This window comes from Kineococcus mangrovi, assembly GCF_041320705.1.
Taxonomy (GTDB): Bacteria; Actinomycetota; Actinomycetes; order Actinomycetales; family Kineococcaceae; genus Kineococcus; species Kineococcus mangrovi.
In genome coordinates, this window is record NZ_JBGGTQ010000005.1 from 314636 (window position 1) to 327410 (window position 12775).

The 12775-nt window shown below is 73.9% G+C and carries 12 protein-coding genes; 3 read left to right on the forward strand and 9 right to left on the reverse strand.

The features are described 5' to 3' along the window. Nucleotides 1-12: 12 nt before the first annotated feature. Nucleotides 13-1038: a tRNA (adenine-N1)-methyltransferase gene (locus AB2L28_RS12860; protein WP_370719359.1), complete on the forward strand. Its 1026-nt coding sequence runs from the start codon at nt 13-15 to the stop codon at nt 1036-1038. Between the two features lie 51 nt (nt 1039-1089). Here the strand turns inward: AB2L28_RS12860 and AB2L28_RS12865 are convergent, their stop codons facing one another. The 4 genes from AB2L28_RS12865 to AB2L28_RS12880 are packed head-to-tail and all read right to left on the reverse strand — an operon-like array spanning nt 1090 to nt 4691. After that, nucleotides 1090-1818 carry a ThuA domain-containing protein gene (locus tag AB2L28_RS12865; protein ID WP_370719360.1) on the reverse strand — a complete coding sequence of 243 codons (729 nt, stop codon included), beginning with the start codon at nt 1816-1818 and terminating at the stop codon, nt 1090-1092. Further along, a complete protein-coding gene (locus AB2L28_RS12870; RefSeq protein WP_370719361.1) occupies nt 1815-2900 on the reverse strand; it encodes a Gfo/Idh/MocA family protein in 1086 nt (361 codons plus the stop codon). Before AB2L28_RS12870 ends, AB2L28_RS12865 begins: the two co-directional genes overlap by 4 nt. Before the next feature lie 10 nt (nt 2901-2910). Then, nucleotides 2911-3852, reverse strand: coding sequence for an aminoglycoside phosphotransferase family protein (locus tag AB2L28_RS12875; protein WP_370719362.1), 942 nt, complete (start codon nt 3850-3852; stop codon nt 2911-2913). After that, nucleotides 3849-4691, reverse strand: coding sequence for a sulfurtransferase (locus AB2L28_RS12880; protein ID WP_370719363.1), 843 nt, complete (start codon nt 4689-4691; stop codon nt 3849-3851). The genes AB2L28_RS12875 and AB2L28_RS12880 overlap by 4 nt, the downstream gene beginning before the upstream one ends. 210 nt (nt 4692-4901) lie before the next feature. On the opposite strand from AB2L28_RS12880, the gene AB2L28_RS12885 reads away from it, so the two are divergent. Beyond that, entirely contained in the window at nt 4902-5888 is a 987-nt protein-coding gene (locus AB2L28_RS12885) for a bile acid:sodium symporter (protein WP_370719364.1), read from the forward strand. Here the strand turns inward: AB2L28_RS12885 and AB2L28_RS12890 are convergent. The 4 genes from AB2L28_RS12890 to AB2L28_RS12905 are packed head-to-tail and all read right to left on the reverse strand — an operon-like array spanning nt 5799 to nt 10160. Beyond that, nucleotides 5799-6866, reverse strand: coding sequence for a YihY/virulence factor BrkB family protein (locus AB2L28_RS12890; protein WP_370719365.1), 1068 nt, complete (start codon nt 6864-6866; stop codon nt 5799-5801). The genes AB2L28_RS12885 and AB2L28_RS12890 overlap by 90 nt on opposite strands. Nucleotides 6867-6913: 47 nt before the next feature. Next, the gene (locus AB2L28_RS12895) at nt 6914-8044 is read right to left on the reverse strand and encodes an alpha/beta hydrolase (RefSeq protein WP_370719366.1); all 1131 of its coding nucleotides are present in this window, start codon (nt 8042-8044) and stop codon (nt 6914-6916) included. Beyond that, the gene (gene kynA / locus AB2L28_RS12900; protein ID WP_370719367.1) at nt 8041-8901 is read right to left on the reverse strand and encodes a tryptophan 2,3-dioxygenase; all 861 of its coding nucleotides are present in this window, start codon (nt 8899-8901) and stop codon (nt 8041-8043) included. The genes AB2L28_RS12895 and kynA overlap by 4 nt, the downstream gene beginning before the upstream one ends. Continuing rightward, a complete protein-coding gene (locus AB2L28_RS12905) occupies nt 8898-10160 on the reverse strand; it encodes a kynureninase (protein ID WP_370719452.1) in 1263 nt (420 codons plus the stop codon). The genes kynA and AB2L28_RS12905 overlap by 4 nt, the downstream gene beginning before the upstream one ends. Nucleotides 10161-10378: 218 nt before the next feature. On the opposite strand from AB2L28_RS12905, the gene arc reads away from it, so the two are divergent. Continuing rightward, nucleotides 10379-12064 carry a proteasome ATPase gene (gene arc, locus AB2L28_RS12910; protein ID WP_370719368.1) on the forward strand — a complete coding sequence of 562 codons (1686 nt, stop codon included), beginning with the start codon at nt 10379-10381 and terminating at the stop codon, nt 12062-12064. A 71-nt stretch (nt 12065-12135) separates the two neighbouring features. Here arc and AB2L28_RS12915 read toward each other — a convergent pair whose 3' ends face one another. After that, on the reverse strand, nt 12136-12660 hold the full coding sequence (locus AB2L28_RS12915) for an NUDIX domain-containing protein (RefSeq protein WP_370719369.1): 525 nt from the start codon (nt 12658-12660) through the stop codon (nt 12136-12138). Nucleotides 12661-12775 lie beyond the last annotated feature (115 nt).

Sequence of the window (12775 nt, forward strand, 5' to 3'; positions counted from 1 at the left end):
AAGAGGGACCCTGTGATCGACCCTGCCCACCCGCCGACGGGTGCGAGCACCCGCCGTGGACCGCTGCGCGAGGGTGAGCGGGTGCAGCTGACCGACCCCCGGGGGCGGATGCACACGATCACCTTGACCGCGGGTGCGGAGTTCCACACCCACCGGGGCAAGTTCCTGCACGACGAGCTGATCGGCCGCCCGGACGGGACGACCGTCGTCAACACGGCGATGGTCGAGTACCTGGTGGTGCGGCCGTTGCTGACGGACTTCGTGCTGTCGATGCCGCGCGGGGCGGCGGTGGTGTACCCCAAGGACGCCGGGCAGATCGTGCAGATGGCGGACGTGTTCCCCGGTGCGACGGTCATCGAGGCCGGGGTGGGGTCCGGGGCGTTGACGATGTCGCTGCTGCGCGCCGTGGGCGACCAGGGGCGGGTGCACTCCTTCGAGCGGCGCCAGGACTTCGCCGACGTGGCCCGGGGGAACGTGGAGACGTTCTTCGGCGGTCCGCACCCGGCGTGGACGGTGCGGGTGGGGGACCTGGTCGAGACGTTGCCGACGACGGACGTGCTGGCCGACCGGGCGGTGCTGGACATGCTGGCGCCGTGGGAGTGCCTGGACGCGGTGGCCGACCACCTCGCCCCGGGAGGGGTGCTGATCTGCTACGTGGCGACGGCGACGCAGTTGTCCCGCGTGGCCGAGGCGATGCGGGCCTCGGGGCGGTGGACGGAGCCGGAGGCGTGGGAGTCGATGGTGCGCGGCTGGCACCTGGAGGGGCTGGCGGTGCGTCCGCAGCACCGGATGATCGGGCACACGGGGTTCCTCGTCACCTCCCGCCGTCTCGCGGACGGGTTCGCCCCGCCGCTGCGCAAGCGCCGTCCCGCTCCCGGTGCGCACCCGGTCGAGGGGGAGGCTGCGGAGGTGGAGGTCGTGGAGGGCACCGAGTACGGCGACCGGCCGGTCTCGGACCGCAAGGTGCGCCGGGCGGCGCGCGAGGCGGCCCGTGGTGCCGAGGCGTCGGCGGGGACGGACGAGCCGCTGGGGGACTGACGCGGGCGGGGGCGGGGCCTGCGGGGTCCCGCCCCCTGCGCCGGGGTCGGCTCAGAGCACCCACTGCCGGGGCGGGTTCGTGACGACCGGGGCGGCGCGGCGGTCCGTGGTGGGTGTGGCCCAGCGGACGCCGTTGGCGAGCACCTGCTGGATCTCGGCCTGCTGGTAGACGGGGTACTCCTGGTCGCCGGGGGAGAAGTAGAAGATCTTCCCCTGCCCGCGGGTGAAGGTGACGCCGGAGCGGAAGACCTCGCCGCCGGCGAAGGAGCTGATGAAGACGAGGTCGTCGGGGTCGGGGATGTCGAACAGCTCCCCGTACGTCTCCTGGCGCGGGATGACGACGGGGTGCGGGACGCCTTGGGCGATGGGGTGCGACGGCTTGACCGTCCACACCAGTTCCTGCTCGCCCTCGTTGCGCCAGGCCAGCGAGCACGTGGTGCCGAGCAGCTGCCGGAAGATCTTCGAGAAGTGCCCGGAGTGCAGGACGAGCAGTCCCATGCCGCCCAGGACGTGCTGCTTGACCCGTTCCACGACGGCGTCGTCGACCTGGTCGTGGGCGACGTGCCCCCACCACAGGAGGACGTCGGTGCGGTCCAGGACGTCGGCGCCCAGGCCGTGCTCGGGGTCGGCGAGGGTGGCGGTGGAGACCTCGGCGTCGGGCAGGAGCCGGCGCAGGCCCGCGGCGATCGCGCCGTGCATGCCTTCGGGGTAGTACTCGCCGATGTCGGGGGGTGAGCTGTTCGCCTCGTGGACGCCCTCGTTCCAGACCAGGACCCTCATGCGACCGTTCCTCCGACCTGTTCGACGGGTTCGACCGTGCCGGAGGCGGCGGAGCGGGCGGCTGCCTCCATGAGCGCGACGCTGCCGAGGTTGGAGCGTCCGGTGACGTCGGGTGCCGCTCCGCCGCGGATGGCGCGGGCGAACTGCCGCAGGCCCGCGGACCGGCCCCACACGTCCACCGTCGGCAGGTCGACGGGTTCGGCGGTCCGGCCCTGCAGGCCCAGGCGCACCTCGTCGTCGACGGGGCCGTCGTTGCCGCGCCCGGCGAGGGTGAGGTAGCCGTCCTGGCCCTCGAAGACCCACTCCCCGTCCCAGTGGGTCTGCGGGGCCCGGGAGACCCAGCTGCCGCGGTAGCTGCACACGAGGCCGCCGTCGAGCTCGACGACGAGGACGGCGGCGGCTTCCTCGGTGTACTTGCTCCACGTGGGGTCGGTGACCTTGGCGTAGACGCTGACGGCCTCGCGGCCGGTCGTCATGCGCAGCAGGTCGAAGTGGTGGATCGCCATGTCGTAGATGAGCGGGTGGGGGAACCGGTAGTGCCGGTACGTGTCCAGGGGGGCGTCGTGGTCCCAGCGCCGGAAGTCGACGTGGACGACGGACAGCTCACCGATCGCCCCGGCCGAGAGCAGTTCCCGCACCTTCTGCGGGCCGGGGTAGAAGCGGTAGTTCTGGCTGACCTGCAGGACCAGCCCGAGCTCCTCGGCACGGTCCACGGCGGTGCGGGCCTCGGCGACCGTGCCGGCGAAGGGCTTCTCCACGAGGACGTGCAGCCCGGCGTCGAGGGCTTCCAGGGTGACGGGCACGTGGAAGTCCATGGGGGCGGTGACGAGCACGCCCTCGGCGGGGACGGCCTGCGCCGCCTCGGTCAGCGAGGAGAAGCACACGTCGTCGGGCAGGCCCAGCTCCTCCTGGGCGGCCCGCAGCGTCGGCTCGTGGGCGTCGACGATCGCGACCCGGTCCACCTCGCTCACCGGGGGGATGGCGTTGCGTTCCCAGTCACCTCCCCACCCGCCGAGCCCGACGTGGATGATCTTCGTCTGCGGGGTCTTCGAGCGCCCCGGGGCGATGTCAGCAGCGACCACGATCACGACGCTACACGCTGGCCGGTGGCCCGGGCAGGGGGCGGGGGAGGGGCCGGGGAGCCTGCCTGGGATCGTTCCCGGCGCCGCCGCCCGGCACCTCCACACCGTCACCGGTCAGCAGTTCGCGCAGCCGCGCCACCCGGTGCTGCACCTGCGGGTGGGCCGCGGGCAGGTCGCGCAGCGGCCCGAACCACCGGCACAGCTGCCGCAGGCCCAGGAGGACGGCGCTGCGCCGCAGGGCGTCCGCACCGACGGCCGGTCCGTACCCGCGCAGCAGGTGCGGCAGGAGACCGGCGGGCAGCCACTCACCGTCGTGCAGCAGGAAGTGGGCCAGGTCGAACCACGGTTCGGCGCCCCTGGCCTCCCCGAAGTCGATGATCCCGGTCAACCGCGGGCCGCGGCAGAACACCGGCGTCACGTCGAAGTCCCCGTGCACCAGCCGCGGGGCGACGTCGAGCGCGACCTGCTCGGCCACGAGGGTCGCGAACCCGTCGAGCTCCTCGGGCGTGAACAGCGCCCTCAGCCGCCCCGGCCACGGGTCGGGCAGGTGCGAGCGCACGAACTCCTCGTGGGTGGCGAACTCCGCCCGCAGGGGCCACCGGGGTCCCCGGCGCAGCACGAACCCGAAACCCTCGACGGGGAAGGAGTTCACCGTCCGCAGGTGCCGGCCCGCCGCCTCCAGCACCGCGGGCGCGTCGCGCACGTCCGCGAGCGCGGCCCCGGGGACCTCCGTCGTCAGGGCGGCCCAGCGGTCCGCGTCCGCCACCCGCGCCACCGCGACGAACCGCGGGACGGGGACCCCCGCGGCCAGCAGCCGGGCGTGCAGTTCCGCGTCGGTCCACAGGTCGTCCTCGGGTTCCTCGCCGAACCGCAGGTACCACGTCCTGCCGCGGCTGCGCACGCGGTGCACGACGGTGCTGCCCCCGTCCGCGACCCGCTCGACGGTGCTCACCCCGGGCCGGCGCCCGTCGCCACCGGCCGGGACGGATCGGTGACCCACTCCGACCAGGACCCCGGGTACAGGGTCCCGGACAACCCGGCGACCTCCAGGGCCAGCAGCGTGTGCGCGGCCGTCACCCCTGATCCGCAGTACACGCCGGCGACGGCGTCGGGGCCCAGGCCCAGCGCGGCGAACCGGGACCGCAGGTCGGCGGCCGGCAGGAACGCGCCCGCGGCCGTGACGTTCGCCGTCGTGGGGGCGTTCACCGCGCCCGGGACGTGCCCGGCCACGGGGTCGACGGGTTCGACCTCGCCGCGGTAGCGCTCGGGGGCGCGGGCGTCCAGGACGGTGCCGGTGCGGGCCAGGTCGCCGACCTCACCGGCGGTCAGGACGGGCAGCGCACCCGGCTCGACCTGCACGTCGCCCGGGTCGGGCAGCGGCACCTGCGTGCTCACGGCGAACCCGGCCGCCGTCCACGCCGCCAGCCCGCCGTCGAGCACCCGCACGTCCGCCAGCCCCGCCCACCGCAGCACCCACCAGCCGCGCGCCGCGCTCGTCGACGTGGCCGCGTCGTACACGACGACGCGCGAACCGGACCGGACGCCCGCGTCGCGCAGGACCTCCTGCAGCGCCGCGGGACCGGGCAGCGGGTGCCGGCCCTCACCGGCCCGGCGCGGACGTGACAGCTGCGTGTCGAGGTCGACGTAGACGGCGCCGGGCAGGTGGCCCGCGGCGTACTCCGCCGCACCGTCGGGACCACCGAGGGCCCAGCGCACGTCGAGCAGGACGGGCGGGTCGTCCCCGGCGAGTTCCTGCCGCAGCGCGTGGACGTCGATCAGCGGACGCGTCATGGCGCCACTGTGCCGCACCCCGGCCACCGGGACGACGCGGTGGACGAGGTGGACGCGGTGGACGCGGGGACGCGACCGGCACCCGGGCCCCGCCGAGCGGCCCGTGGGTGCGCTGGGCGCGCTCGGTCCTGGGACCGGCCACCGACGGCCGCCTCGTCGTCCGGCCGGCCCTGGGCGGGGACCACGGACCGCGGCAGTAGGGTTCCGCGGGTGCGCCGCTGGTCCGAGGTCCCCGTCCTGCGACGCCTGGAACCCTTCGTCGTGGCCATCCTGCTGGCCGTCCTGCTCGCCGCGCTCGTGCCGGCCGGCGGCGCCGTCGCCACCGGGTTCTCGTGGGGGACCACCCTCGGTGTCGGGTTGCTGTTCTTCGTCTACGGCGCCCGGATGGCGCCCGCCGAGGCCGTCGCGGGGCTGCGGAACTGGCGCCTGCAGGGAGCGGTGGCGGCCACGACGTTCCTGCTGTTCCCGCTGCTGGGCCTGCTCCTGGCGTTCCTCGTCGGGGGGTTGCTGGACGACGGTCTCCTCGCGGGGCTGCTGTTCCTGGCCGCGCTGCCCTCGACCGTGCAGTCCTGCGTCGTGTTCACCGCGCTGGCGCGCGGGAACGTCCCGGGGGCGGTGGTGAGCGCGACGGTGTCCAACCTCGCCGGCATCGGTCTGACCCCGTTGCTGGCCGCGCTGCTGCTGGGGTCCTCCGGGGCCGGCCCGGACGCCGGGTCCGTCGGGCGCATCCTGCTGCAGCTCCTGGCGCCCTTCCTCCTGGGTCTGGTCGCCGGCCGCTGGGTCGGGGACTGGCTGCGCGCGCACCGCCGGCGCCTGGGGGTGCTGGACCGCGGCGTCATCGTCGCGGTCGTCTACGCCGCGTTCAGCCGCGGGGTCCGGCAGGGGGTCTGGCAGGAGGTCGGGGCCGGGGAGGTCGTCGTCGTCCTGGCGTGCGCGGCGGTGTTCCTGGCCGCCGTGCTCGCGGTGACGTGGTGGACGCCGCGGCTGTGGCACGCCGACCGCGCCGACCGGGTCACGATCGCGTTCTGCGGGTCGAACAAGTCGCTGGCGACGGGGCTGCCGATGGCGACGGTGCTGTTCGACCCCCACGTCGTGGGTCTCGTCGCGCTACCGGTCATCCTCTACCACCCGCTCCAGATCACCGTCTGCTCGTTCCTGGCCGGCCGCCTCGGCCGCGCGCCGCTGCTGCAGGGGTGAGCTGCCGAACTCCACGTGGACCCGCTCGAAACCCTTGTGCCGCTGCGCCTTCGCGATGCGGGTGTAGGCCCGCTGGTCACCGTCGGTGAGTTCGACGGCGTCGGTGAACGGAGTGAGCAGGGCCCTGGGGTAGAGGCGGCGGCTGCGCACCACGTCGATCTCGACGCACAGGACGGCGCAGACCGAGGTGATGAACAGGAACACGATGAGCCCCAGGACCGCGGTGAAGACCTGGTTGGACACGCTGCTGCGGTCGGAGACCAGGGTCACCAGACCCTGACCGGTGGACTGCAGGAACTGCCACAGCACCGCCATGACGACCGCCCCGGGCAGGATCACCCGGAAGGGGGGACGGTGGGCCGCGGCCAGCCAGAACGCCATCGTGAACCCCACCCCGGCCAGGACGGTGTAGGCGGCCCTGCTGGCCAGGGAGGGCAGGGGACCGGCGTCACCGAACAGGTCGCCCACCGCGACGTTGAGCACCGTCGTCCCGAGGACGAACAACCCTGCGGTCACCGTGAGCAGCAGGGCCCGCAACCGCGCCTTGAACGGGTTCGGCCGCTCGTTGCGGGGGATGCCCCAGGCGACGTTCACCGCGTTCTGCACGGCCAGCCCCACCCCGAGCGAGCCGTACAACGCGCCGGTGATGCCGATGAGGAGGCCGAACCCGCCGCCGCCGAGGGTGCCGGGGTTGCCGATCTCCTGCCCGATGACCGGGAGCTGGGAGACGGCCGAGTTGACGATCGCCTCCTGCGCGCCCGGGTTCCCCCGCAGCACGAACCCCAGGACCGTCGACAGCAGCAGCAGGAGCGGGACGAGGCTCAGCAGGCCGTAGTAGGTGATGATGACGGCGAGGTAGACGCCCTGGTCCTCGAAGAACTTGTACAGGACCGCCAGGGGGTAACCGACGACGGAGTGCCGACGCTGGAACCCGTCGATCCTCGAGACCGACGACATCGCCCCGCTCCCGTCCTCCACCGACCGACCGTGGTCCGGTCGTGCGGCACGAGGGTACGGACAGGCCCTCAGCCCTGCACGTCGCCCCGCCGCAGCGGGTCGAGCAGGTCCACGACCGCCGCCCACACGGTCGAGGAGGGGTCCACGACGGAGAAGTGGTCGCCCTCGTCCTCCACCACGTGCACCTCGTCACCCGCCGACCGCGCCGCCGCGGCGAAGCGCCGGGAGGCGTCGAGCAGGTCCGGGTCGTCACCGCGGCAGCAGACGACCGCCACGGGCGCCCCCAGGGGCAGGCGCGCCAGGGGCGAGGAGGCCGCGTACACGTCCGGCAGTTGCGCCGGTGTCCCGCCCAGCGCCCCGGCCACGGCGTGCTCGGACAGGGCGCGGGCGTGGATCGAGTGCAGGTCCAGGCACCCGGCCAGCGACACCGTCAGCGCGGGCTTGCCCGCCGCCGGCAGGTCGGCCGTGAGGCGACCCACGAGCTGCCCGCCCGCGGAGTGCCCGAGGGTGACCAGCCGGGCCCGGTCCAGCGGGCCCGGGAGGTCCGCGAGCGCGGCGTACCCGGCGGCGACGTCGGCGGTGGTGGCGTCCCAGCCGTGCCGGTCGGGTCTGCGGTACTCCAGGTTCCAGGTGGCGAAGCCGCGGGTGGTGAGGTCGGTGGCGGCGGCGTGCAGGGTGTCGGCCTCCCAGCGCGAGCGCCAGTACCCGCCGTGGACGAGGACGGCGAGGGGGTGGGGTCCGGGGCCGTGGACGTCCGGGTCGGGCAGGCGCAGGTGGGCGTGCTGGTCGGGGTCGGGTCCGTAGTCGACGCGGGTGGCGGGGGAGGTGCGCTGGAAGTACCAGTCGTCGACGGCGAACCGCAGCCCGGCGGTGCCGCGCCAGCGGATGTGGCGGCGGACGCGGTGGGAGGGGTCGACGTCGCGGGCGTCGAGGTCGACGCGGACCACGGTCGCGTCGTCGGGCAGGTGGGCGAGGAGTTCGTCGGCGGGGGTGTCGTCGCCGGTGACGAGGAGGAACTCCCCGGTCGCGGCGGCGGTGGCGCAGGCGGCGCGGAACTCGTCGGCGTCGGCGGTCAGGACGAGGGAGCCGTGCAGCCGGCGGGAGCGCAGGGCGGTGTCGAAGACCTCGCGGGCGGTGCGGGAGCCGGCGAGGACGCCGGGGGCGGCGACGGCGACGAGGCCGGGCGGGGCGGGGGTCACGAGCCGATCTCCGTGCGGACGGCGTACAGCTCGGGGAAGAAGGTCAGGTTCAGCGCGCGGGCGAGGAAGTCGACACCGGAGGACCCGCCGGTGCCGCGTTTGAAGCCGATGGTGCGTTCGACGGTCTTGAGGTGGCGGAACCGCCACAGCTGGAAGTTCTCCTCCAGGTCGACGAGTTCCTCGCAGGCCTCGTACTCGCTCCAGAACTCACCGGCGTTCTCGTAGATGCGCCGCAGGACCGGGACGAGGGCGGGGGTGTGGACGTGGGCGCAGGTGACGTCGCGTTCGAGCACCGCGGCGGGGACGGCGTGCCCGCGGCGGGCCAGGAAGCGCAAGAACTCGTCGTAGAGGCTGGGGGCGTGCAGCAGGTCGGCCAGCTCGGCGTGCCGGGACCCGTCGTGGGCGAAGACGTCGAGCACCGCGGCGTTCTTGTTGCCCAGCAAGAACTCCACCGCCCGGTACTGCTGGGACTGGAAACCGGAGGAGTTGGCCAGGAACCCGCGGAACTGGGCGTACTCGGTGGGGGTGAGGGTGGCCAGGACGGACCACTGCTCGGTGAGGGTGCGCTGGATGTGCTTGACGCGGGCGATGTTCTTCAACGCGGTCTGCAGGTCGTCGGCGGCGATGGCCGCCACGGCTGAGCGCAGTTCGTGCAGGACGAGCTTGAGCCACAGCTCCGACGTCTGGTGCTGGACGATGAACAGCAGCTCGTCGTGGTGCTCGGGGACGCTCAGGGGGTGCTGGGCGCTGAGGAGCTCATCCAGGTGCAGGTAGGCGCCGTAGGACATGTCGCGGGTGAAGTCGGTGACGACACCCGCCTCGACCGCGCGCGTGTTCTGGGAGCCGGCGGCGCTCACGCGGACCGGACCAGGCGTTCGAGGGCGACGATCCCCTCCAGGACCTCGACGAAGCTGGTGGACAGCGGCGCCAGGCCGAGCCGGATGCCGTCGGGGGTGCGGAAGTCCGGGACGACGCCGCCGGCCCACAACCGGCGGGTGAGGTCGGCGAAGTCGGCGCCGCTGGTGCCGGCGCCGACGGTGAGGTGCCCCCCGCGCCGGGCCCCGTCGCGGGGGCTGAGGACGTGCACTCCGTGGGGGACGAGCAGGGCGTCGGCGAGGTCGAGGGCGAACCCGGTGAGCAGGACGGACTTGGCGCGGACCGCGTCGATGCCGGCCCGTTCGAGCTGCTCGACGCCGGCGCGGACCGGGACCATCGCCAGGATCGGCGGGGTGCCGGAGACCAGCTGGCGCACGCCGGGTGCCGGTTCGTAGCCCGAACCCATCGCGAAGGGGTCGGCGTGCCCCATCCAGCCCTGCACGGGCTGGCGCAGGAGACCGTGGTGGCGGGCGGCGAGGTAGGCGAACGCCGGGGCGCCGGGGCCGCCGTTGAGGTACTTGTACGTGCACCCCACGGCCAGGTCTACCCCCCAGGCGTCCAGCTCCAGCGGGACGGACCCCACGGAGTGGGACAGGTCCCACAGGACGAGGGCGCCGGCGTCGTGGACGGCGCCGGTGATGCCGGGGGCGTCGGCGAGGTGCCCGGAGCGGTAGGCGACGTGGCTGAACGTGGCCAGCGCGGTGCGGGGGCCCACCGCGGCGCGGACCTGCTCCAGGGTGATCCCGGCGGCCGGGTCGGTCTCGATCCAGCGCAGGGTCACCCCGTGCTCGGCGGCGACGCCTTCCAGGACGAACCGGTCGGTCGGGAAGTTGCCGGTGTCGGCCACGACCTCGTCGCGGCCCCGGGCCAGGCCGTGGCCGACGGCGGCGCGCACGAGCTTGTAGAACAGGACGGTGGTGGAGTCGGCGACCACGCTCTGCCCGGGCCCGGCGCCCAGGGCGGCGCGCCCGATGCGGTCGCCGAGGTCGAGGGGCCAGTCCATCCAGCCACCGTCGGGGACGTGGGCATCACCGGACCAGCCCTGGATGAGCCGCCCGCCCCACTCGTGGTGGACGAAGGCGTCGACGGCGGCGGCGGTCGCGCGCAGGGGACGGCCCAGGGAGTTGCCGTCCAGGTAGGCCGAGACGGCGGGAGCGGCCTGGAGGAGGAACTCGTCGCGGTGGCCGGCCAGGGGGTCGGCGGCGTCGAGAGCGGCGGCGCGGGCGGCCCAGTGCGCCAGGTCCTGCCTCGGCTCCTGCTCGGTCGCGGTCACGGGTGTCCTCCGGGGTCGGTGCGGTGGGGTGGCGCGGTGGGGTGGTGCGCCACCAGTGTCCCCGACCGGTGCCCGGGGCGGGCGGGTGCTGCCGGGTGCGGGGCGGCGCGTCGTCCGGTTGCCGCCGCGCGATCGGTGGTGCGCGGGTTAGGGTCGAATGCACCACCCAGGACGGGAGATGCGCCATGACCGAGCCCACACGCCGCTTCGGCGGTGGCGGTGAGCGGGACGCCCGCCACCTCGCCGCTCTCGAGGAACAGCTCGGGGCGGCCCGCACCCGGCTCGCCCAGGTCGACGCCCAGAACGACCGGCTGGCCTCGACGCTGCGCGAGGCCCGCGACCAGATCGTCGCCCTGAAGTCCGAGGTCGACCGGCTCGGTCAGCCGCCGGCCCAGTTCGCCACCTTCTTGCAGGTCGGCGGCGAGGACGGGACGGTGGACATCGTCTCGGCCGGTCGCCGGATGCGGGTGGCGGTCAGCCCGGCCGTGGACGTGGAGGCGTTGCAGCCCGGTCAGGACGTCATGGTCAACGAGGCCATGAACGTCGTGGCGGCGTTCGACTACGAGCGCACCGGTGAGCTGGCCACGGTCAAGGAGGTCCTGACGGACGGTCGGGCCCTGGTGCTGGCCCGCGCCGACGAGGAGCGCGTGGTGCGCCTGGCGGGTCCGCTGCTGGACGGGCCGCTGCGCGTGGGGGACTCCCTGACCGTCGACACCCGGTCGGGGTTCGCCTTCGAGCGCATCCCCAAGGCCGAGGTCGAGGAGCTGGTCCTGGAGGAGGTGCCCGACATCAACTACGAGGACATCGGTGGGCTGGGCCCGCAGATCGAGGCGATCCGCGACGCCGTCGAGCTGCCGTTCCTGCACGCGGACCTGTTCCGCGAGCACGGGTTGCGGCCCCCGAAGGGGATCCTGCTGTACGGCCCGCCCGGGTGCGGCAAGACGCTCATCGCCAAGGCGGTCGCGAACTCGCTGGCGAAGAAGGCCGCCGAGCTGCGCGGGCAGACGCAGGCCAACGCCTACTTCCTCAACATCAAGGGCCCGGAGCTGCTCAACAAGTACGTCGGGGAGACCGAGCGGCACATCCGGCTGATCTTCGCCCGGGCACGGGAGAAGGCCAGCGGCGGCACGCCCGTGGTCGTCTTCTTCGACGAGATGGAGTCGCTGTTCCGCACCCGCGGGTCGGGGGTGTCCTCCGACGTGGAGACGACGATCGTGCCGCAGCTGCTGAGCGAGCTGGACGGGGTGGAGCGGCTGGAGAACGTCATCGTCATCGGCGCCTCGAACCGCGAGGACATGATCGACCCCGCGATCCTGCGGCCCGGCCGCCTCGACGTGAAGATCAAGATCGAGCGGCCGGACGCCGAGAGCGCCGGGCAGATCTTCTCCAAGTACCTGACGGCGGACCTGCCGCTGCACTCCGAGGACCTCGCGGTCAACGGGGGCAGCGCGCAGTCCACGGTGGACGCGATGATCCAGGCCACGGTGGAGCGGATGTACACCGAGACCCCGGAGAACGAGTTCCTGGAGGTCACCTACGCCGGGGGCGACAAGGAGGTCCTGTACTACAAGGACTTCAACTCCGGGGCGATGATCCAGAACATCGTCGACCGCGCGAAGAAGATGGCGATCAAGGACCTGCTGACGGCGCGGCAGCGGGGCCTGCGGGTCGAGCACCTCATGAGCGCGTGCGTGGACGAGTTCAAGGAGAACGAGGACCTGCCGAACACGACGAACCCGGACGACTGGGCGCGCATCTCGGGCAAGAAGGGGGAGCGGATCGTCTTCATCCGCACCCTCATGCAGGGCAAGAAGGGCACCGAGGCGGGCCGGTCGATCGACACGGTCGCCAACACGGGGCAGTACCTGTGAGGTGACCTGCTGCTGACCCGGTCCCACCGCGGGCCGCACCCCGCTCCGGCGGGGTGCGGTCCGCGGTGCGTTCAGCGGCCGGCGGGGTCGCACCACCACCGCGGCCAGTGGGCCAGGAGCTCACGGGTGTCCGGCGCGAACGGCCACGTGGGGTCGTCCAGGCGCTCTCGCACCGTGGCCGGGTCCTCCCACCAGGCGTCGGCGACCTCGCTGGGCTGCAGCCTCAGCGCGCTGCCGTCCCACCGGGCCTCGTGGACGAAGGTGAGGTGGTGGGTGCTCCGGTCGCGGTACCAGCGGGTCAGGACGGGGGACAGGGGCAGGTCCAGGCCCAGTTCCTCGCGCAGTTCGCGGCGGGCGGCGTCCAGCGGTTCCTCCCCGGCCCCCACGACGCCGCCGGCCAGGCAGTCGTGGGCGCCGGGGTTGAGGTCCTTGACGTCGGTGCGGCGGTGCAGGAGGACCCGGCCGTCGGGGTGGCGCAGCAGGACACCGGTCGCGGCGTGGGGCAGGTTGCGGGCGCGGACCTCGGTGCGCGGTGCGCTGCCGGTGACGCGGCCGGTGGTGTCGGCCGGGTCGTACAGGGCGACGATCTCACTCACCGTCGCGAGGGTAGGACAGGGCGCCGGGGATCGCGGGGCGCGTGCGACGCAGGGTGGACGTGAGGTGCCTCCCACCCCGCCCTGCGGGGGACTCCCCGGGCCGGGTGAACGCTTA

Excerpts from the sequence above, each read along its gene's own strand:
- arc (WP_370719368.1), top strand. The coding sequence starts at position 10,379 with ATGACCGAGCCCACACGCCGCTTCGGCGGTGGCGGTGAGCGGGACGCC.
- AB2L28_RS12880 (WP_370719363.1), bottom strand. The coding sequence starts at position 4,691 with ATGACGCGTCCGCTGATCGACGTCCACGCGCTGCGGCAGGAACTCGCC.
- AB2L28_RS12865 (WP_370719360.1), bottom strand. The coding sequence starts at position 1,818 with ATGAGGGTCCTGGTCTGGAACGAGGGCGTCCACGAGGCGAACAGCTCA.